General features: G+C 71.3%; 18 protein-coding genes. 7 read left to right on the top strand and 11 right to left on the bottom strand.

Annotated elements, in window-relative coordinates; all coding sequences use genetic code 11:
- The first annotated feature begins 62 nt into the window (after positions 1 to 62).
- Together ABD256_RS33690 and ABD256_RS33695 are read left to right on the top strand one after the other, a co-directional pair.
- Positions 63 to 1,397 (top strand): sensor histidine kinase, encoded by a 1,335-nt coding sequence (locus ABD256_RS33690; RefSeq protein ID WP_344428502.1) that lies wholly within the window; start codon positions 63 to 65, stop codon positions 1,395 to 1,397.
- The gene (locus ABD256_RS33695) at positions 1,394 to 2,596 is read left to right on the top strand and encodes a S8 family serine peptidase (protein ID WP_344428505.1); all 1,203 of its coding nucleotides are present in this window, start codon (positions 1,394 to 1,396) and stop codon (positions 2,594 to 2,596) included. The genes ABD256_RS33690 and ABD256_RS33695 overlap by 4 nt, the downstream gene beginning before the upstream one ends.
- Positions 2,597 to 2,629: 33 nt before the next feature.
- Here the strand turns inward: ABD256_RS33695 and ABD256_RS33700 are convergent, their stop codons facing one another.
- The 8 genes from ABD256_RS33700 to ABD256_RS33735 form a co-directional block, all read right to left on the bottom strand.
- Complete coding sequence (locus ABD256_RS33700; RefSeq protein WP_344428508.1) at positions 2,630 to 4,237, bottom strand: peptide ABC transporter substrate-binding protein; 1,608 nt, start codon at positions 4,235 to 4,237, stop codon at positions 2,630 to 2,632.
- A 179-nt stretch (positions 4,238 to 4,416) separates the two neighbouring features.
- A complete protein-coding gene (locus tag ABD256_RS33705) occupies positions 4,417 to 5,496 on the bottom strand; it encodes a dihydrofolate reductase family protein (RefSeq protein WP_344428510.1) in 1,080 nt (359 codons plus the stop codon).
- Between the two features lie 28 nt (positions 5,497 to 5,524).
- The gene (locus tag ABD256_RS33710; protein WP_344428513.1) at positions 5,525 to 5,890 is read right to left on the bottom strand and encodes a hypothetical protein; all 366 of its coding nucleotides are present in this window, start codon (positions 5,888 to 5,890) and stop codon (positions 5,525 to 5,527) included.
- 52 nt (positions 5,891 to 5,942) lie between these two features.
- A complete protein-coding gene (locus ABD256_RS33715) occupies positions 5,943 to 7,235 on the bottom strand; it encodes a WXG100 family type VII secretion target (RefSeq protein WP_425546570.1) in 1,293 nt (430 codons plus the stop codon).
- Positions 7,232 to 7,630 carry a hypothetical protein gene (locus ABD256_RS33720; RefSeq protein ID WP_344428516.1) on the bottom strand — a complete coding sequence of 133 codons (399 nt, stop codon included), beginning with the start codon at positions 7,628 to 7,630 and terminating at the stop codon, positions 7,232 to 7,234. The genes ABD256_RS33715 and ABD256_RS33720 overlap by 4 nt, the downstream gene beginning before the upstream one ends.
- A gap of 99 nt (positions 7,631 to 7,729) precedes the next feature.
- A complete protein-coding gene (locus ABD256_RS33725; protein WP_344428519.1) occupies positions 7,730 to 8,032 on the bottom strand; it encodes a WXG100 family type VII secretion target in 303 nt (100 codons plus the stop codon).
- Positions 8,033 to 8,078: 46 nt separating this feature from the next.
- The gene (locus ABD256_RS33730) at positions 8,079 to 8,435 is read right to left on the bottom strand and encodes a WXG100 family type VII secretion target (protein ID WP_425546571.1); all 357 of its coding nucleotides are present in this window, start codon (positions 8,433 to 8,435) and stop codon (positions 8,079 to 8,081) included.
- Between the two features lie 224 nt (positions 8,436 to 8,659).
- Entirely contained in the window at positions 8,660 to 9,370 is a 711-nt protein-coding gene (locus tag ABD256_RS33735) for a S1 family peptidase (RefSeq protein ID WP_344428522.1), read from the bottom strand.
- Between the two features lie 400 nt (positions 9,371 to 9,770).
- Between ABD256_RS33735 and ABD256_RS33740 the strand changes: the two genes are divergently transcribed.
- On the top strand, positions 9,771 to 10,520 hold the full coding sequence (locus ABD256_RS33740) for a hypothetical protein (RefSeq protein WP_344428525.1): 750 nt from the start codon (positions 9,771 to 9,773) through the stop codon (positions 10,518 to 10,520).
- 324 nt (positions 10,521 to 10,844) lie between these two features.
- Here the strand turns inward: ABD256_RS33740 and eccCa are convergent, their stop codons facing one another.
- The gene (gene eccCa, locus ABD256_RS33745; protein WP_344428528.1) at positions 10,845 to 14,777 is read right to left on the bottom strand and encodes a type VII secretion protein EccCa; all 3,933 of its coding nucleotides are present in this window, start codon (positions 14,775 to 14,777) and stop codon (positions 10,845 to 10,847) included.
- A gap of 165 nt (positions 14,778 to 14,942) precedes the next feature.
- Between eccCa and ABD256_RS33750 the strand changes: the two genes are divergently transcribed.
- Genes ABD256_RS33750 through eccD form a run of 4 tightly spaced genes read left to right on the top strand, consistent with a single transcriptional unit; the run spans position 14,943 to position 18,513 of the window.
- Positions 14,943 to 15,713, top strand: a complete 771-nt coding sequence (locus ABD256_RS33750) for a WXG100 family type VII secretion target (protein ID WP_344428531.1) — start codon at positions 14,943 to 14,945, stop codon at positions 15,711 to 15,713.
- A gap of 22 nt (positions 15,714 to 15,735) precedes the next feature.
- On the top strand, positions 15,736 to 16,758 hold the full coding sequence (locus tag ABD256_RS33755) for a WXG100 family type VII secretion target (RefSeq protein WP_344428534.1): 1,023 nt from the start codon (positions 15,736 to 15,738) through the stop codon (positions 16,756 to 16,758).
- A 49-nt stretch (positions 16,759 to 16,807) separates the two neighbouring features.
- Positions 16,808 to 17,134: a YbaB/EbfC family nucleoid-associated protein gene (locus ABD256_RS33760; protein ID WP_344428536.1), complete on the top strand. Its 327-nt coding sequence runs from the start codon at positions 16,808 to 16,810 to the stop codon at positions 17,132 to 17,134.
- Entirely contained in the window at positions 17,131 to 18,513 is a 1,383-nt protein-coding gene (eccD, locus tag ABD256_RS33765; protein ID WP_344428539.1) for a type VII secretion integral membrane protein EccD, read from the top strand. The genes ABD256_RS33760 and eccD overlap by 4 nt, the downstream gene beginning before the upstream one ends.
- Here the strand turns inward: eccD and ABD256_RS33770 are convergent.
- Positions 18,510 to 18,641 (bottom strand): hypothetical protein, encoded by a 132-nt coding sequence (locus ABD256_RS33770; RefSeq protein WP_344428542.1) that lies wholly within the window; start codon positions 18,639 to 18,641, stop codon positions 18,510 to 18,512. The genes eccD and ABD256_RS33770 overlap by 4 nt on opposite strands.
- A gap of 183 nt (positions 18,642 to 18,824) precedes the next feature.
- On the bottom strand, positions 18,825 to 19,661 hold the full coding sequence (locus tag ABD256_RS33775) for a DUF4097 family beta strand repeat-containing protein (RefSeq protein WP_344428545.1): 837 nt from the start codon (positions 19,659 to 19,661) through the stop codon (positions 18,825 to 18,827).
- Positions 19,662 to 19,673: the final 12 nt, after the last annotated feature.

Raw genomic sequence — 19,673 nt, forward strand, 5'->3', positions numbered from 1 at the left:
GAGGTTGTCCAACCGCCCCAGTGTTGCTAGAAGTACCAACCGGGGGAGTTGGGGAAAGGGTGATGTCGCCAGTAGAAAACCCCGCGCCGGAGTCGAATTTCCTGGTCGCGCTGTTGCGCGACGGCGCGCCCGTGCTCGCGACGGCGCCGCGAGAACTGCCCGACGAGGTCGATGATCCGACGCCGGTGCCCGCCACGCGGCGCATCGCCGCGCTCGCCGCGACCGACCGGTCCGCGCCGAGGGACTCCCTGATGATCAGGGCGACCCGGTACGGCGTGCTGCTGCCGCTCGCCTTCCGGGCGCTGGCGGTGCCGGTGGCGTGGGGCTGGGTCGTGGCCACCTCCGGTTTCGCGGGCACCTGGCCGTGCACCGTGGTCGCGGCGCTTTCGCTGGTGAGCACGCTCGCGGCGGTCGTCCTGATCCTCAAGGTGCCCGATCTCAACGGCCACATCACCAGGGGCCTGCTCTACGCCGACGTCGTGTTCGCACTGGTCTCGTGCCTGGTGGTCAACGTGACCGTACCGGCCCAGTCGCACCCGCACGCGGTCTGGGTGCCGTGGGTGTACCTGTGCGGCACGGTCGCGTTGTGGACGATCGCCCGCGGCGTGCCGTCGGGGATGGCCGTGGTGCTGCTCAGCCTGCCGTTGCAGGCGGTGCTGCTGTGGACCGGCGGGCCGAGACCGGGCGGCATCGGCGCGCAGGTGGCCGGTGCGCTCGCCGGGTCGGCGATCCTCGTGGTCGCCTCGTTCACCGCGCTCGGTTCGCTGATGCTGGTCGGGCTCGGCAACCGGCTCGCGCTCGCGATCGGCATCCGCAACGGCCGCACCGCCGAGCGCGCCCGCACCGAGCGCGCGTTGCACGACACCGTGCTGCAGGTGCTCGAATCGATGGCGATGCGCACCACCGAGGACGAGGAAGACCCGCGCGCCGAGCTCGCCCGGCTGCGCTCCGCCGCCAGGGCGCAGGCCAACGATCTGCGCCGCGGCCTGGACACCGGCGACGGCCAGCAGGCCGACGGGCTTGGCGAGGAACTCGCCGCGGTCGCCACCGAGATGGCGCGCGACGGGCTGCGCGCCCAGCTCGTGGTCGCCGACGTGGACGACGACGTGCTCTCCGAGGTGCGGCGGATCGCCGTCCGCGACGCGGTGCGCGAGGCGTTGCGCAACACCATCAAGCACGCCGGCACCCGTGAGGTCGTGGTGCGCCTCGAAGAGCGGGAGGGCGGGATCGCGGTGATCGCGCGGGACCACGGGATCGGGTACGACGAAGCGGAACGCCCGCCGGGGTTCGGGGTGAGCAAGTCGATGAAGGCGCGGCTCGCCGAGGTCGGCGGCCGGTGCACGGTGGAGTCGCGGCCGGGGCGCGGGACGAGGGTCACGCTGTGGGTCCCGCGGTGAGGCGAGCCCTCGCCACGGCCTTCGTTTCCTTGCTGCTGGGCGGTTTTCCCGCTGCCGCCGCGGCAGAGCCCTCTTCGCCCGCGACCTGCGCCGACCCCGTCGGCGTGTACCCGGGCCAGGTGCCGTGGGGCCAGCGGCTCGTGGACCCGGCGCGGATCTGGCCACTGACCACCGGCGCCGGACAGCTCGTCGCGGTCGTCGGTACCGGTGTCGACGCGCGGAACGCGCAGTTCGGGCGCGGGCAGGTCGCGGCGCCGCAGGACATCGGCGAGGTGGCGGCCGAACCGGGTGCGGACTGCGACGGCCGCGGCACCATCGTGGCCGGAATCGTGGCCGCGCAAGCGAATCCGGCGACCACGTTCGCCGGGATGGCGCCGGGGGTGAAGATCCTCCCGGTGCGCTACCCGGCGGGCGGCGACGGTGAAGGCGGCGATCCCGACCGGCTGGCGGCGGCGATCACGGCCGCCGCCGCCGCGCGTGCCGGGGTCATCCTGGTGGCGGTGCCCGCGAACTCCGGCAGCGCCGCGCTCACGGCCGCCGTCGCGGAGGCGCGTACCCGTGGCGCGGTGGTGGTTTCGCCCGCGGCGGGGACCAAGGCCGGTGCGCCGACCTATCCGACCGCGACACCGGGTGTGCTCGCGGTCGGTTCGCTCGATCAGGCCGGTGCGGCCGTCGGGCAGGAGGCAGGCGACTACCTCGGCATCGCCGCACCGGGCGCGGGCCTGGTCAGCACCTCCGCGGGCGGGCACGGCGCGGTGGCGCACCGGTGGCCGCTCACCGATCCGGGGCTGGCCGCGGCCTACGTCGCCGGTGCCGCCGCGCTCGTCCGCGCCTACCACCCCGCGCTGTCCCCGGACCAGGTCGTCACACGGCTCGTGCTGACCGCGAACCGCCCGCCGAACGGCGGCCACGACCCGAAGCGCGGCTGGGGCACGCTGGACGCCTACGCGGCCGTCTCCGCGCAGATCCCCGCCGACGCGCCCGCACCGGGACCCGGTGCGGGCGCGGGGAAACCGGCCAGGGTGGTGCCCGCCGCGGCGGGCACCACCGCACCGGGTGACGGGCTGTCCGGCGGCCTCACGATCGGTGCGCTGGGATTCGCCGCGGCGGCGGGGATCACCGTCGTCGCGGTGCGCCGGGGCCGGGCGCGCGGGTGGCGCCCCGCCCGCCGCGACCCCTTGCCAGGTCCCCGAAGGTGACCTCCGGGGACCTGGGCTGAGCGGGGTGCGGGATCAGCCGACTTCGATCGACGGGTAGTCGGGGATGCGCCGGAAGTCGAGTTTGGCCACCTTCAGCCGCTTCGACTTCGCCGCGAAGCCCTTTTCCTCCCATACCGGGATCTGCGGCAGGTCCTTCGCGACCTGGTCCTCGGCCTGCTGGTAGAGCTTGATCGCCGCGGCCTTGTCCGCCGTGCCGTCGGCCCGGGTCAGCAGGCCGTCGGTGATCGGGCTGGAGTAGGCCGAGTCGTTCGAACTGGCGTCGGTCTTGTAGATCGGGTTCAGGAAGTCCTCGATCGAGGGGTAGTCCGCCGACCAGTCCGACCGGCCCATCCCGGTCAGCTTCTTCCCGGTGACGATGCCGCGGTACTGGCCGAAGTTCGTGGCTGGCACGAAGTCGCACTCGATGCCGAGCGCGTTCTTGATGCTGTTGCACGCCGCGACCAGCGGCTCCTTGCGGCCACCGTCGGCGTTGGAGGTGATGGTCAGCTTGCCGGTGAACCCGGACTGCGCCAGCTCCGCCTTCGCCTTGACCGGGTCGTACTTGCACGCCTCACCGCACACATCGGGGCGGTAGCCCTCGATGCCTCGCGAGATCCAGCCGTCCGCGGGGGAATAGGTGCCGTTCATGACCGTCTGCACGATCTGCTCGCGGTTGATCGCCATCGAGATCGCCTTGCGCAGGTGGATGTTGTCGTACCCGGGCACGTAGTACGGCACCGCGATGGTGCTGATGCTGAGCAGGTGGCCTTCGATCAGGCTGTCGCCCAGTTCGGTCTTGTACTTCCCGCCGGTGAGGGAGGACGGCGGCAGTGTCTCCATGAAGTCCAGCCGGTTGCTCTTCAGGTCCTGGTAGGCGGTTTCCTGGCTGGAGTAGATCTTGATGGTCAGGTCCTTGAACTTGACCTTGTCCTGGCCGGGGTAGTCGTCGAAGCGGGTCAGCTTGATGTCCACGTTCGGCGTGCGCGAGACGAACTTCAGCGGGCCGTTGCCGATCGGGTGCTCGGTGAACGCCTTCGGGTCGGTGAAGAACGAGTCGGGCAGCGGGGAGAAAGTGTCGTAGCCGATCTTGGTCGGGAAGACCGAGAACGGGGCCTTGAGCACGGCCTTGAACTCGTAGTCGTTGACGACCTGCAGGCCGGTCATCGTGTCCGCGGTCGGGGTTTTGCCCTTGCCGGGGTTGACCGCGTCGAAGCCCTCGATCTGCTCGAAGAACGAGGAGTTGAGCTGGCCGTTCTTGGCGCTGGCCGCCCAGTTCCAGGCGTCGACGAAGTTCTTCGCCTTGACCTCGGTCCCGTCGTGGAACTTCCAGCCTTTTTTGATCTTGATGTCGTAGGTCTTCGCGTCCGGCGACTCGATCGACTCGGCCATCGCGTTGGACGGTGCACCCGTTTGCGAATCGTAGCTCACGAGCTTGGTGAACATCGGCTCGAGCGCCTTCGTGCCACCGATCTCGTTCGTGTTCGACGGCAGCAGGCCGTTCTGCGGTTCGGTGCCGTACACCGTGACCGCGGCATTGCCCTTGTCATCGCCGCTCCCGCTTTCGCCACCGCTCCCGCAGGCAGCGAGCAGGCTCACCGATGTCAGCAGCACGGCCGCCGGAACCCAGCGCGATCGCCGCATATTTCCTCCAACCTCGAAAACGTCACGGGGGGAATTCACCACCCGAATGACTTTCTCCGTCAAAAAAGCGCAGGTTTTACCTCGGTAAAGAAGAGTCACTATTACACATCTCGAAGGGTGTGGAGTGCCTATTCTGCCGGAAATTCCGCCTATTCGATCAATCGTCCCGGCGGACGCGGTCAGCGCAGGTGGGCGTTCGTGCGCTGGACGAACGGGGCGAGCGCGGGGATCTCCACGACCGCACGGCCCGCTTCGGCGAGCAGCTCCGCGCCCGTGCCCTCCACGAAGATCGACGGCTCGCGCCAGGCGAAGACGACGCGGGGGATACCCGCGCGCAGGATGTGCTCGGTGCAGGTCAGCGGCCGCGAAGCGCGCTCACCGCACGGTTCGAGCGAGCTGTAGATGGTGGCGTGCGCGAGCCGGGGGTCCTGCGGGTCGATCTTCGCGAGCGCTGCTTCCTCGGCGTGGTCGCGCGGGTCGGTTTCGCCGGAGAAGCCGGTCGCGAGCACGGTGTCGTCGGCATCGGTGACCACGGCCCCGACCCGGAACGTCGCCGACGGCGGGCAGTTCTCGGCGAGGTCGATCGCCTGCCGGAGCCGGACGAGATCGCGCTCGTCCTGCTCGGCGAGCAGGTAGCGCATCAGCACGACGTCACCGAGCGCGCGGGTCTCCACCAGCTTCGCCCTGCCACCGGGGAACCGTCCCGGACGCAGGAACCGGGGCGCGGACTCGTCACCGACGAACACCGGCGCCACCGCGAGGTGCAGTTCGTCGGCGAGGCCGCCGGTGAGGAACTCGGTGTGCACCTCGCCGCCGCCCTCGACGAGCAGCCGCTCGACACCCCGGCCCTTGAGATCGGCGAGGGCGCCGGGCAGGTCGAGTCCTTTCACCACTGTCGCGTTGAGACCGTCCACCATCGCGGATTCACTCGCGTAGACCAGTTTCTCGCCAGCTCCGGCGGTGAAGAAAGCCGCTTCGGGATCGAGGTGCCCGCTCGTGGTCAGCGTGACCTTGACCGGGCTCTCGGCGAGCCCCCGTGCCACCCGCGAACCGCGCCGCTCGGCCGAGCGCACCAGCAGCCCCGGGTCGTCCGCGCGGATCGTACCCGCGCCGACCAGGATCGCGTCGACCCCGGCGCGCACCTCGTCGACCCGGTCGAAGTCCTCTTCGTTCGACAGCAGGAGCCGTTGCCCGCTCGCGTCGTCGAGGAACCCATCGAGCGACACGGCGGCGGAGAGCACGACATACGGACGGTCCACGCGGCCGAGTCTGCCACGTCCGCGCGGGTCAGGCCGCGACGCACCGCGTGGAGCCGAGGATGGCGACCCCGTCGTCCTCGGCCGCCACGTGCACGTTCAGGTTCGCCCCGTCCTTGCTGAACTGGACGACCAGCCGCCGCCCGCCGCTGCGGTCGGTCGGCTGCCAGCCCGCGCGCGCCAGTTTCGGCAGGATCACGCCGGACAGGCACTGCCGGGGGCCGCTCGGCCGCTCCAGCCGGACGCCGTACTGCCAGCAGCGCAGGCGCCCGGGTGCGGTGGGATCGCAGTCGAGGTCGCCGTCGACGGTGACCTGTACCCCGCCGCCGGTGCCGAAGTGGGCGGCCAGTTCGTCGACGAGTACGTGCAGGTTCTCGGCGAGCCGTTCCAGTTCCACGTTCCCGCCTCCTCGCCCGCCAGCACTGTCCACTGTGTCCGGATACTGTGGACTACCTTGCGTCCGGTTCGGTCCCGATCACCGGTGGTGCCACGGCCGCGGACTCACCCCAGACGTCCTCCGTCTCCACCAGCCACGGCGGGATCCGCCGCCCGGAGCCGAGATCGCCCGCCCCCATGCCCATCGGCATGAACGGCATCATCGGCATGGCCGACTTCGCGGCCGCCGCCCCTGCCGCGCCTGCCGCGCCACCGGCGAGCCCGCTCAGCGCGCCGCCCGTGCCGGTGGCCCCGGACAGCCCGGTGTGCGCGGCCGGGGCCGCGCCGTCGACCCCGGCGCCACCGCCGATCGCGCCACCGTCGAAGCCGCCCAGCCCGCCGGAACCGCCGAGCCCGCCGGCGGCATCGGGTATCCCGCCGCCGGAGCCGCCGGTCACCGCGGTGCCAGCGGGGTCCTTTTCCCTGTCCTTGTCGCCTTCCGGCTTCTTGCCGCTCGCCCAGCCGGGAACCTTGGGCATGATCGAACCGAACCGGCCGAACGCCGCGGCGGACGCGGCCGCGAGACCGGCGGTGAACATGTCGCCGAACAGCGGGCTGGCGGGCTTCGGGGCGCCCGGTGTGGTGCCGCCGGGTGTGGTGCCGCCGTCGGCGGGGGCCGTCGGCTGGCCGCCGGGGACGACCGTGGTGCCATCCGGTGCGCCGCTGGGAAGGCCACCGCCGTCGTGCCCGCCGCCGGGCGAGCCGCCGGGTGCCGGGGCGCCGGGCACCTCGGCCGCGTCCGGTGCGGCCGGAATGGACTGTTCGGTGGTGGTGTACCCGGTGGCGAGCGTGGTCATCACGACGACCGCCTTGTCGTGCGCGGCGTTCGCCGTCGCCGCCGCCTGCTGCTGAGCCTGCACCGAGCTGATCGCCGTGGCGCGCTGCCGTGCCGCCGCCAGCACCACGTCCTGGGACGCGTCCGCGGGCAGCAGCGGGGGATTGGCCGCGAGCGAGATGTCCGCGGGGGACACGGCAGGCACGTCGACCGGCGGCGGCATCTCGGCCTTCGCCTTGTCGAGGTCGTCGGCGGCGTCTTCGAGCAGGTCCCGCATCGCGGACGCGGTGTGCGCGACCTTCCTGATGCCGCCGACCAGATCCGTGATCATCGTCCGGTACTTGTCCGCGGCACCACCGCGCCAGCCGTCTTCGAACCCGTGCAGCTCGTCGGTGAGACCGCCGGCCTGGTCGTGGAGCCCGGTCGCGGTGGCCTGCCACTGCTGGGCGGCCGTGCGCGCGGTGGCCGCGTCGCCTGCCTGGAGCATCGCGTAGAGCTGCTGGTGGCTGTACGCGGCGAAGTTCGTGCTCACAACCCCTCCGTCGAGTCAGGTTCGTACCCGCCGAGCAGGCCGCCTGCCAAGGCCGCGACGCCGCCGAGCAACCCGGCGTCCTGCCCTGACCGGTGCAGGTCGCCCGCGACGACCTGGTCCGCCTGTTCGTAGCCGTCGGCGACGGTCGTGGTGACCTCGCGCGCGAACGTGATCGCGCCCTTCACCTGCTCGAGAAGGCCTTGCATCTCGGCGACGGCCGCCTGGTGCGCCCGTGCGAGCGAGGACGCTTCGCCGAAGTCACCGAAGAGCGGCGCGCGCTCGCCGAGGCTGCCCAACCGCTCGCCCGGTTTCGCCATGCCTTCGAGCTGGGTCTCCAGCTCCCGCACGAAGTCGTTTAGCGACTGGAGATGGACGTAGTAGGACTGGTCGTACATCGTCGCTTGGCTCCTGGTGAGTGCGGAGGGGCGGGATGAGCCGGCTGGCCGGTGCGGTTGGGGGGAGGCCCGCACCGGCCAACCGACACCTTGCCGCGGTCAGACCGCGAAGTAGCCGGTGTTCTTGTTCTCCAGCGAGTGCTGCAGGTCGTGCGCCTCGCCGACCTTTCCGCCGAACTGCGCGATGATCGCGACGATGTCGGCGGTCGCCTGGCGCAGCCTGGTCTCCGAGGACTCCGCCGCCGCACCGGCGGTGCTGCCGGAGGCGTACCAGGTCGCCTTGATCGGCTGGAGGTTCGCCTGCAACTGCTCGAGCTGCGTGGTGAGGGTCTTGGCCTTGGCGGCCAGTGAGGCGGAACTGTGCTGCAACGCGGCGAAGTTGACTTCCACGACGTCGGCCATGGGATGTCCTCTCTTGGCTTGGCTGGCGGGAATGGCCGGGGACGCCTCAGTGGGCGCCGGACAGGCGGCCGAGCACCGAACCGCCGGCATCGGAGGCGAGGTTCGACACCTGCCGAAGCTGGTGCGACACGTCGGCGTCACCGCTGCCGTAGTTGTGGAAGCTCTGGTTCACCAGGCTCGACATGGTGTCGAGCTCCCTGACCGCGGCGGCCATCTTCTCCTGGAGCGCGCGCTGCAGGTCCCAGAACGCGATGGCCTGGTCGCCCTTGTAGCTGCGCAGGGTTTCGGTCAGCTCCGTTTCCAGGCTGGCCATGGTGGTCTTGGCGTCCGAAGCGGTTTCCTCGAACCCTTGGACCGCGCGCGTCATCGCCGCGGCATCACTCTGGTAGCCGGCACTGCTCACGGGCCACCTCCTCTCGACTCGCGGAAGATCGTGGCGGGCGCCGGTGCGCGCCGCTCGTTCCTGGTGTGAATGTCACGCTAGAAAGTCCCCGTGCGTGGTCAAACGGCACAAAGACCCGGTTCCGTGGCGGCACTATTACCCACGCCGGAGCCGTTGCGCGCCAAAGCGCCCGCCCCGCCGGTGCGGCGGGACGGGCGCTTCGTGCCGATGTGCGCTGCCGGGGGTCAGACTCCGGCGGTCTCCTTGATCCAGCTCCTGCTGTTCGCGACGCTGGCGTAGTTCTGCGTGCCGTGCGGGTCGGAGCCCGAGTTGTCGCCGGTCGAGCAGACGCCGACCTGTACGCCGTTCGCGAGCTGCGGGCCGCCGGAGTCGCCGTGCCAGGCGGCGCCGGTGTCGCCCTTGCTCGCGATCGCCTTGCCCCCGAAGGCATCCGTGCTGCTGCCGGTGATCTTCACGTCCGCGGTCTTGAGGCTGCTCGCCGGCGGGCCGCTGCCCTCGGTGCGGCCCCAGCCGTAGATCTGGTTGGTTTCGCCGTTCTTCGGGTCGCCGTCACCGAGCTTCATGTAGGTGGCTTCGACCTTCGTCGACAGGTGCAGCAGCGCGATGTCCCCGTTGGGGGACTTCTTCTGCTGGTCCACTTTGGCGTCCTTGCCCTGCCCGAGCTTCACGTCGCCGACCTTGACGTGGATGCCGGGGTCGTTGAGGCAGTGCTGCGCGGTCAGCACCCACTCCGGCGCGATGATCGTGCCGGAGCACTCGAACCCGCCGTTGTCGGTGACGTCGTCCCAGAACACCTGCGCGCCCCACGGGGCGGAGTCGGCGTTGCCGCCGCCGATGATGTTCGTGCCGACGTCCTGCGCGTTCGCGACGCCCGACGACGCGATGCTCAGTGCTGCGGCGACCCCCGCCAGCAGTGCTGCCCTCGTCTTTCGCATGGAGAAACCTTCCGCACGCCTTCCGAGTGGAGAATCTCGCTCCGGGTGGAGCGGACACCGGTGAATTTATTTCGTCGAGATATTCACCGGTACCTACCGAAGTCGGGTAACGGTTTTCGTTCGATCGCTGGGCCGGGCGAGTGATCACCGCGCGAGTTTTGTCCGTCTCCCACCGTTCCCCGGCTCGCCGGGTACCACGCTGGGTGATCCGCATCTCGGTAACACCGTCCCCTTCGGACACGATGATCGTCGCGAGCGCCACCGCTGGTCGAAGCGGCAGGCCCGCCATCATGGGGAGAACTGGACAGAAATGAACACCGAGGAAACAACCACCCACGGTGACGACTCGAGTGAGCCTGCCCGGGGCTCCGGTCGCAAGTGGCTGGTGGGTGGGATCGGCTTGGTCGTCGCGGCTGCCGCCGTCGCTGGCGTGCTGATCGCGGTGAACAGCGGCAGTGACGGCGACGCCGTCGCCGCGGCCGGTGCTCCGGACGGTCCCAAGCAGTTCGGCTTCGACGGTTTCGGGAAGCTGAAGCCGGGGATGCGCAAGGACGAGGCGGTGGCCACCGGGGAACTCGGCCCGGCGCCGGTCGCGGTCGTGACCGGCTGCGAGGACTACTCGTTCGCGGGCGGCCCGCTGCCGGACCCGGTCGAGATCGCGAAGGACGCCGAACTCGAAAAGTCCTATCAGGACGCTCGGCGCAAGTCGGACGAGCTGAACAAGGCCGCCGATGTCCAGCCTGGCAAGAACGCGGGTGCCAAGCAGTACGCGGAATCGGCGCAACGGTACGCCGACTCCGCGATGGCGATCGCCGAACTGAAGAAGATCGGCGAGCAGCAGGCGGACCGATCCGCGGCGCGGATCGAGCGTTCCAACGCCGCGGGCGGGGTCTCGTTCGGCGGTGGCGTGCTGCGGCTGCTCAGCGCGCCGCCGGGGATCACCACGCCGGAGGGAATCGGCCGGGAGTCCACTGTGGACCAGCTACTGGCCGCGTACCAGCCGAAGGGGCTGAAGCTCGACTCCGACGGCCGCTACGAAATGGCCGTGCCGGGGCACCCCGGCTGGGTCGCCGATTTCGACACCAAGGCGGGCAAGGTGACGAACTTCCTGCTGCGCAGCACCGAAATCAGGTGCAAGCAGGCGAGCTGACCAGGTGCCCCGATGGCGCGGAAGCGTGGAGCCGCCTGGGGAGCCGCCCCGGGGCTGGTCCCTGAAGGTCGCCTTCGGGGAATCTGACGCCCCAATCTCGCCCCTCGCGGCGCGCGGCATGGTGCTGTTGATGCCCTGAAGGTGCCCTTCGCGGCGCCAGATTCCCTCAAGGGCACCTTCGGGGCATGCGCCCGGAAGCCGGGCAGGCCCGTGAAGGCCACATCCGCGACATGCACGTCCCAGAAAGGCCCCCGCAGGGACCACGGCGAGGGAACCTCCCCGGCACACGGTGAGCTACTCGCGGGTGAACAGCCCCGCCCGCGGTCAGGACTCCGGGGGTTTGGTCCAGGCGATCTGGACGAGGCCGGTGCCGTGGCGCCTGCTGACCAGGGTGCCTCGCCCTGGTGGCTGCGGGCCCGCCTTGACGTCGCCGAGCAGGGCGCCTTCGTCCTTGGTGCCGGACATCACGACGCCGGGGGTGCCCAGTTCCCTGACCCGTTGCAGCACCGGTTCGAACAGGGCGCGCCCGGCGCCGCCGCTGCTGCGCGCGAGTACGAAGTGCAGGCCGATGTCCCTGGCCTGCGGGAGGAATTCGAGCAGCGGCAGCAGCGGGTTCCTGCCGACGGTGGCGACGAGCTCGTAGTCGTCCACCAGTACGAACAGCTCGGGACCGGTCCACCACGACCGCGTCCGGAGCTGCTCGGCGGTGACGTCCTGGCCGGGCAGCCGCAGCCGCATCGCCTGCTCGCATTCGGCGACGAGCCCGCTCAGCACGTTCTCCGAGCCCGCGTACCCGAGCAGGTGCCTGCCGGTGACCGCGTCGAGCAGGCCGCGCCGGTAGTCGGCGACGATGATCGCCGCGTCGTCCTCGGCATAGGCGTCCATGATCCCGCGCGCGATCGTGCGCAGCAGCGCGCTCTTCCCGGATTCGACGTCGCCGAAGGCGAGGAAGTGCGGATCGGCCGCGAAGTCGAGGTGCACCGGTTTCAGGTCCGCTTCGGCGAGGCCGAGCGCGATCTTCCCGGCCGGGGCGGGCGGCAGCGCGTCGAGCGGGATCTCGGCGGGGAGCAGGCGCACCTGCGGCGCCCGCGGCCCGTGCCACGCCGAGGAAATCCGGTGCACGAGGTCCGCGCCGCCGGTGCCGATGGTCTCCGCGCGCTGGTCGCCGTCGACGCGGGGCAGCGCGCCGAGGAAGTGCAGCTTGTCGGCGGTGAGCCCGCGGCCCGGCGCGCCGGCGGGCACGTTCTGCGCGGTCCTGCGGTCGACGAGCGAGTCGGCGGGATCGCCGAGCCGCAGCTCGAACCGGGTGCCGATGGCGTCGCGCAGCGGGGCGCGCGCACCCATCGGCTGGTTGAGCGTGATCACCACGTGCACGCCGAACCCGAGCCCTCGCTGCGCTAGCCCGGTGATCCGCTCCTCGAGCTGTTCGTACTCCTGCCGGATCGTCGTCCAGTTGTCGACGAGCAGGAACACGTCGCCGAATTCACGGCCTTCGGGGCTTTCGGTGAACTCCGCGCGCCGCTGCCGGAAGGCGGCCATCGACTCGATCCCGTTGGCGGAGAAGAACTCCTCGCGCTGTTCGAGCAGCGTGGTCAGCTCCGCGACGATGCGACGGCAGCGCTGGGCGTCTCGCCGGGTGGCGTAGCCCGCGATGTGCGGGAGCCCCGCGATCGGGGCGAGCGCGCCGCCGCCCATGTCGAGCACGAAAAGCTGCAGTTCCGCCGGGGTGTGCGTCAGCGCGAGCATCGCCGCGAGCGAGCGCAGCAGCGTGCTCTTGCCGCTCTGCGGCGCGCCGACGACCAGCGCGTGCCCGCCCGCGCCGGAGAAGTCCGCCCACAACAGGTCGCGCCGCTGCTCGAACGGCTTGTCCACCAGCGCGACCGGGACTACGAGCCTGCCGTTGCCGCCCCAGCCGACCGGGCCGAAACCGCGCCGCGGGTCGACGCCGAGCGGCGGCAGTAGCTGGTCGAGCGTCGGCGGGATGTCCAGTGGCGGCAACCAGATCTGGTGCGCGGCGGGACCGTGATCCGCCAGCCGCGACAGCATCGCGCCCATGATCGTCTCGTCCGGATCCTCCGAATCGGACTGTCCGGTGTGGACAACCGGGGTGGCCTGCGGATCGACGGGGTCCAGCGAGAACGGCAGCACGCCGTGGTCGGGTGGCTCGCTCCCGTCCACCTTGTGGCGCTGCGGGAGCGCGCCAGAGACGTACGCGGCCTTGAGCCGGGTCAGCGTGTCCGTATCGGATTTCAGGTACGCCGAACCGGGCACCGGCGGGAGCTGGTAGGCGTCCGCGACGCCCAGCACCGTGCGGCTTTCCGAGGCGGAGAACGTGCGAAGGCCGACCCGGTAGGAAAGATGCGAGTCGAGCCCGCGCAGGCGGCCCTCCTCCAGCCGCTGCGAGGCCAGCAGCAGGTGGATCCCGAGGCTGCGGCCGAGCCGCCCGATGGTGACGAACAGGTCGATGAACTCGGGCCGCGAGGAGAGCAGCTCGCTGAACTCGTCGATGATCACCAGCAGCGACGGCAGCGGTGCCAGGTCCGCACCGGCTTCGCGGGCCCGTTCGTAGTCGCGCGCGGAGGCGTGGTTCCCCGCCGCCCGCAGCAGTTCCTGGCGGCGGAGCAGCTCGCCGTTGATCGCGTCGGCCATCCGGTCGACGAGCGCGAGGTCGTCGGAGAGGTTGGTGATCACCGCGCAGGTGTGCGGCAGCCCGGTCATCCCGGCGAACGTGGCACCGCCCTTGAAGTCGATCAGCGCGAGGTTGAGCTTCTCCGACGAGTGCGTCACCGCGAGCCCGGTGACGAGGGTGCGGAGCAGTTCGCTCTTGCCGGAGCCGGTGGCGCCGACGACGAGCCCGTGCGGGCCCATTCCGCCCTCGGCGGATTCCTTGAGGTCGAGTGCGACGGGACGGCCCTGAGGGTCGACCCCGATCGGGATGCGCAGGCGGTCCCTCGGTGCGCGGGGTGCCCAGGTGAGGGCGGTGTCGATGTCGCGCGGGTCGCCGAGCCCGAGCAGCCCGGAGAGGCCGAACGTGGCGGCCATCGGGGACTCCCCGACGACGGGCGTGACGTGGTGCAGCGGCGTCAGCGTGCGCGCCATCGCCTCCGCGGCCCCGGTGTCGAGTGCGTCCGGGGCGCCGAGGAACGCCAGCCGCTGCTCGGCGCCTTCGCCGACGAGCATGCCCATCCGGTCGTTCGCCACGTGCAGGCACAGCGTGTGGTCTTCGGGAACCCGGCCCTCGTCGCCGACGGCCAGCACGGTGACGCCGTGGCGGCCCAGCAGCCGGGGTTCGGCCATCCGCCCGCCGTCCACCACCACGACGACGTGCGGGTGGTCGAATCCCGCGCCTGCCGCGCGCGCGAACGCGGGGCGGTCGCCGAGATCGGGGCCGAGCAGGTCGGCGAGTGCGGCGGCGTCGTCGGCGGCGAGCCTGCGCGGGCCGGTCGCGTCCGTCGCCGTGGTCGCGGTGGCGTGCGGCAGCCACTTCGCCCAGTCCCATTCCGCGCGGCACTGGTCCGAGACGCACAGCGCGATGCGGAGATCGGCGGGGGAGTGGAAGGTCGCGAGCTGGGCGAGCAGCGCCCGCGCCAGGTCGAGCGCGCGCGGCCGGTCGCCGGAGAGCACGACCGCGGCGAAAGCGCGCAGCGAAACGGCGACCGGCAGATCGGGCACCGCGGAGTAGGTCCGGATGAAGTGGCGGAGGTTCGTCGAGGACACCGGGTCGAGGTCCTCCAGCGGTACCGTCTGCGGTGCCTTGAGCGGGGTGATCAGCCGCTGCGGCCCGGTGCCGACGCGGACCTGGCCGAACTGCGGGTCCGCGCGGCGGCGGTCCCACAGCCTCGGGGTGCCGGCGTAGGCCCACAGGTCGGCGGGATCGGGTTGCAGCGAAACCATGGTCGTGCGCTGGCGGTCGGCGATCTCGCGCACCTGCCCGCGCAGGCCGGCGAGGTAGCGCTGGTAGTCGCGGCGCTCCTCGTTGATCTGCGCCTTCTTCGCCGCACCGCCGCGGGACAGCGACATCACCACCATGCCGATCATCGCGGTGAGGAACAGCGCGCCGAAGACCCACGTCATCGCGCCGCCGTCGCGTCCGATGTAGACGAACGACATGGCGCCCATGCCGAGCATCATCGGCAGGAACAGCATGAGCTGCATCAGCCCACCGGACGAGCCCTTCGGCAGCATCGGCGGGGACTGCAGCACGATTTCGTCCGGCTGCTCGCCGAGCAGCGGGAGCCGGTCGCGGGAGACGGTCATGTCGAGGGACGTCCAAGCGGTGGTGCGGGCAGTGATCCGCTCGCGCGGGTGCCGTTCATTGTGGCGACTTCGCCCCTGGACACGGTGGGTACTTTTGCCGTCCGTCGGCCGTTCGGCGCGCTCCTAGTGTGGTTCTCGCCCCGAGTGCGGAGAGAGGAGGCGCCCATGGCCGACGGCGGTGAATACCGTGCCGAGCCCGAGGCCATGCGCGCCGGTGCCGGCAACGTCGGCGGCATCATCATGCAGGGCGTCAGCGCCGCGGCCGATCTCGAACGGCTGGTGCTCGCGCCGTCGTCGTTCGCGGCGTTCGGCACCGCGGTGGCCACCGCGAACGGGGCGCTGCAACGCGGCCAGGTGACCGCGCTGCGGTCGCTGCTCGGCGTGCTCCAGCAGGTCAACGATCTGGTCCGGCGCAGCGCCGACGACTACCAGTCGGCGGACGAGGCGGTGGCCGAGGGCTACGGCGGGCGTGGGGGGACCACCGCGCCGTCGGCGATCTGGGGCGCGCCGCACGCGCCGGAGCTCCTCGCGCACGCGATGCGGGACAGCGCGGGCGGCGCGGGCGAGCCGGGGTCCGTGGCGAACGTCCTGCGCTATCTGGGCGAAGCCGGTCTCGGCCAGCTCGGCGAGCACCCGTTGAGCGACAGCCGGTTCGGCGGGGTGGCCGATTTCAACGACTGGCTTTCCGGCGACGCGGGCAACCAGGCGAGGATCGGGATGATCGAGGTCTATTCGGGGGCCGCCCGCGACTTCCGCGACGTCCCCGGCGGGGTGGCCGTCGGCGACATGGTCGTCGTCGAGCCGTCCGGCGGCGCCGACCCGGTGATCGGCATCGCGGGCAAGGCAGGCCACCTGTTCAACCACGGCAGGGTCGACGCCGCCCTGTCCGGCCCGGTGACCCTCAGCGTGTACCGGCCAGCGCTCGCCCGACCCTGACGAGAAGAGAAGAGGCGGAGAAATGCTCAGCTTCCCGAATTCCAGCGCGATGGACGCCACCGCGTCCTCGGGCGGGCCGATCACGATCCTGCCCGAGATCGTCACCGGTTCCCCCGAGCAGATCGCGAAGCACGTCGGCGAGCTGCTGAAGAAGGCGACCGAATTCACGAACCTGATGACGGAGTTCACGAAAGCCGCCGAACAGCTCGAAAAGGCGTGGTCCGGCGCGGCATCGGAATCGGCGTTGAAGAAGATCTCCGATTCGATCGCGGCACTGACGAAGATCATCGGAGTGGTGGAAAAGGGCGCGGAACTGCTCGGGATTTCCGGCACGCTGGTGCGGACCGCGCAGGAGGCGTACCGGTCGGTCGTCGGCGCGGTGAACCCGACGGTGGCCTCGCTGATGTCGAATCCGTGGACCTACGGCGCCGCGGTCGCGCTGTCGACCGCGACGAGCGCGTCGCTGCGCGGGTTCATCGAGGCGGTCGGTGGGCTGCTGAAGGCGCTCGGCGCGGTCGATCTCGCGAACCAGATCTCCCAGATCGGCACCATCATCGGCGAGATCGACAAGCTGCTCGGCGGCGGTGACAAGGGCGGTGGTGACAAGGGCGGTGACAAGGGCGGTGACAAGGGCGGTGACAAGGCGCCCGGTGCCGCGGCGGCCGGCGGCACGCCGGTGGCGGCGCCTCAGGCCCCGGCGCCGGTGGCGAGCCCGTCGGGGCAGCGGGTGGCCGCGCCGAACCACGGTTTCACCGACTACGTGCCGCCCGCGCTGGCGGGGCAGCAGCCGCCGGTGTGGTCGCCGGGCGGGCAGCGGCTCGACCCCGCGCAGAGCTGGATCCCGGTGGACCCCGCCACCCATCCGGCCGCCCAGCCCGCCGACGGCGACGTGGTCGTCCGCGCCCAGCGCGGCGACGTCTCGACGGTGGTCGAGGTGCCGTCCGGCAAGGACGTCGACATCGATCTCGAGTTCACTGTGGACGGTCATCGGTTCGAGCAGCACATCGACGTCGACGCGGACGGTTCCGTCTCGATGGACCGTTGACCGGCCCCAATCCGTCCACTGAGGACAGCGACCGCCCAGGAGGAACCCCGTGAACACCGATCCGCAGGCCGCACCGGACCTGGAGGAACTGCTCGCGCAGGTGCGCAGGCAGACCGAGCAGGTGCACCGGATCCAGCGCAGCGTCGAAGCGATGGAGGTCAAGGGGCACTCGCGCGGGAACGAGGTCACCGCGACGCTGCGCGGCGACGGCCGGTTCACCGGGATCGACATCGACCCCGACGCCGCGCGCCGCTACGACGCGCGCAACCTCGGCGAAATCGTGCTGGAGGCGGTGAACAACGGGTTGGCGAGGCTGGCCGAGGCGAGCAAGTCGAAGTTCGCGCCGGTGCTCGACCAGCCGGGTCCGGGCGAGTGACGGCCGCACCAGCGGGCACCACCCGCCGCGTCACCGTGGTCACCCCGCTGGCCAGGATGGACGTCGCGCTGCCGCCGCGCAGCACGCTCGCGGAACTGGTGCCGCAGCTCGTGCGGCTGGCCGGTGCCGAGGGACAGGCGACCGCGGAGCACCCCGGCTGGGTGCTGTCCCGGCTCGGCGGCGCGCCGCTCGCGGCGGGCCTCACGGTGTCCGAGGCCGCGGTCCGCGACGGCGAGGTCCTCTGCCTGAACCCCCGCGAGCGCCCGCGCACGCCGCTGCTGTTCGACGACGTGGTGGATTCGATCGCGAGCGTCGCCGGATCGTCTTCGCGGGCCTGGGGTCCCGAGACGGCGCGGCGGGCCGGGCTGGCCGCGGCCGCGGTGCTGCTCACCGGTGCCGCGGCTCTGGTGCAGGCGTCGACGGCGGGCACCGCGCTCGCACCGGTCGCCTGCGGCCTGCTCGCGGTCGTGCTGCTCCTCGGCGGTGGCGCGCTGAGCCGCGCCTACGGTGACGCGGAAGCGGGCGTCGCGGTCTCGGTGGCCGGGTTCACCTCCGCGCTGCTCGCCGGGATGTCCGCGCTGCCACCGCATCCGCCGTTCTCGCTCGCCGCCGGACCGCTGGGCTGCGGCCTCGCCGCGGTCACCGTGTACGGCGTGCTCGCGGCCGTTTCGGTGGCCGACCGGCTGCCGTGGTTCGTCGCGGTCACCGTCGCCGCCGCGCTCGGCGCCGTCACCACGGCCGTCGTGCTGCTGGTGGGCGGCGGTGCGGGCACCGCGGAGTCCGCCGCGGCGGTGCTGGCGGTAGTGGTCACCGCGCTGACGGCCGCCGCCCCGATGCTTTCGCTGCGCCTCGGCAAACTCCCGCTGCCCCGCGTCCCGGACGACATCGATGCCTTCCGCGCCGACGAACGGCCGTCCCTCGGCGCGGACATGGTCGGCCAGACCGCATACGCGCGGCGACTGCTCGGCGGACTGCTCGTGGCCGCAGGTCTGGTGCTCCTTGGCTGCGCTCTGGTGCTGGTACGGGGATCCGCCTGGGACGCCGGCCTGCTCGCCCTGCTCGGCATCGCGTGGACGTTGCGCTCACGGTCCTATTCGGACGCTTCGCACCGAGTTCTGCTCGCCGTCCCCGGCGTCGCGACGCTCGCTTTCGCCGCCGTATGGCTGGTGCTCAACTCCGACCGCGCACTGGTGCTGTCGGCAGGACTCGCCGTCGTGGCGGCCGCTTCGAGCTGCGTCGCCTACGCGGGCAGGGTCGCGCGTGGCCACCATTCCCCGTACTGGGCGCGGGTACTGGACGTCGCCGAGTTCCTCGCGCTCGTGTCGCTCATCCCGATGGCAGCCATGGTCACCGGTATCTACGAAGCGGTACGCGGCTAGCGGGGCGGAGGTTCTTCGGTGTAGTTGCGGCCGTCGGGCGCGGTGACGGTGAGGGTGCCGGTGTCGTTGGCGGTGAAGAACCGGTCGCCGCCGTCGAGCCAGTTCGGTTCGACCTTCCCGCCTCGCACGAGTGCGGAACGGTTGTGGAAAAGCAGCTTCTCGGCAGTCCGGTAAGCGCTTGCACCAAGAGAGTTCCCCATTGTTGTTCCTGTTCTTGAAAACGTTGCTGCGGATTTGTTTCTCGGAGCGTTTTGGCGCGCGTCGAAGCCGCTGCGCTTTTACGGGAAAGCGCGGAAAGGGGGCGGGGAACGTCAGGCGCGGTTGACCACGATGTCACCGGCCCAGGTGCGGGCCCTGACCTCGACCGCTTCCTCGGTCGTCGTCGGCGCATCGGTGCCGTCGAGCGCGCTGTGCACGGAGCCGTACCAGGTGCGCACGTCCAGCCAGGCCGCGGTCCCGGCGCGGATCCCGATTTCCACGTTGCCGCTCTGCGTTTCCAGCACCATCGTGCCGCGGACCGCCTGCCGGACCCGAACGGTGCCGTACGCGGTCTTCGCCAGCACCGAGCCCTGCGGCCGCTCGGCGGTGACGTCCCCGTTCGCGGAACTCAGTTGCAGATCGCCGCTGATATCGCCGACCCAGCAGGGGCCGTTGATGTTCTTGATCACGCCCTCGCCGCCGACCGAGCCGACGTGCAGGTCCCCTGATCCGGTGAGCATGGCGTCACCGTCCACTTTGTCCACGATCAGCGCGCCGTGGGTCGTCTTCGCCTTCAGCGGGCCGGTCTCGCCGAGCCGGATGTCGCCCGCGGCGGTGGTGAAGCCGCACTCGCCGAGCGTGCCTTCGGCGACGAAGTCGCCCATGCTCGTGGTGCCCTGCACCCGCGATCCCGTCGGCAGTTCGAGCCGCAGCGCCATCACGCCGGTGCGGGTGAACAGGGCGCCGAGCTTCGAGGTCTTGATCCGGAGCTTGCCACCGAGGAAGTCGACCGTGGTCCGCTCGGCCTCCTTGCGGTCGATGTCCCTGCTCGCGTCGCGGGGGCGGATCTCGACGACCGTGTCGACGCGGTCGCTCGCGATGATCTCGACATCGCACGCCACGAGCTCGAGTGCGACCGAGATCGGTCCCGGGGTGTCGAAAGTGGGCATGGCGGTGCGCTC

Source organism: Amycolatopsis minnesotensis (assembly GCF_039529815.1).
Taxonomy (GTDB): Bacteria; Actinomycetota; Actinomycetes; order Mycobacteriales; family Pseudonocardiaceae; genus Amycolatopsis; species Amycolatopsis minnesotensis.

Excerpts from the sequence above, each read along its gene's own strand:
- ABD256_RS33690 (WP_344428502.1), top strand. The coding sequence starts at position 63 with ATGTCGCCAGTAGAAAACCCCGCGCCGGAGTCGAATTTCCTGGTCGCG.
- ABD256_RS33700 (WP_344428508.1), bottom strand. The coding sequence starts at position 4,237 with ATGCGGCGATCGCGCTGGGTTCCGGCGGCCGTGCTGCTGACATCGGTG.
- ABD256_RS33720 (WP_344428516.1), bottom strand. The coding sequence starts at position 7,630 with ATGTACGACCAGTCCTACTACGTCCATCTCCAGTCGCTAAACGACTTC.
- ABD256_RS33725 (WP_344428519.1), bottom strand. The coding sequence starts at position 8,032 with ATGGCCGACGTCGTGGAAGTCAACTTCGCCGCGTTGCAGCACAGTTCC.
- ABD256_RS33735 (WP_344428522.1), bottom strand. The coding sequence starts at position 9,370 with ATGCGAAAGACGAGGGCAGCACTGCTGGCGGGGGTCGCCGCAGCACTG.
- eccCa (WP_344428528.1), bottom strand. The coding sequence starts at position 14,777 with ATGACCGTCTCCCGCGACCGGCTCCCGCTGCTCGGCGAGCAGCCGGAC.
- ABD256_RS33750 (WP_344428531.1), top strand. The coding sequence starts at position 14,943 with ATGGCCGACGGCGGTGAATACCGTGCCGAGCCCGAGGCCATGCGCGCC.
- ABD256_RS33755 (WP_344428534.1), top strand. The coding sequence starts at position 15,736 with ATGCTCAGCTTCCCGAATTCCAGCGCGATGGACGCCACCGCGTCCTCG.
- ABD256_RS33775 (WP_344428545.1), bottom strand. The coding sequence starts at position 19,661 with ATGCCCACTTTCGACACCCCGGGACCGATCTCGGTCGCACTCGAGCTC.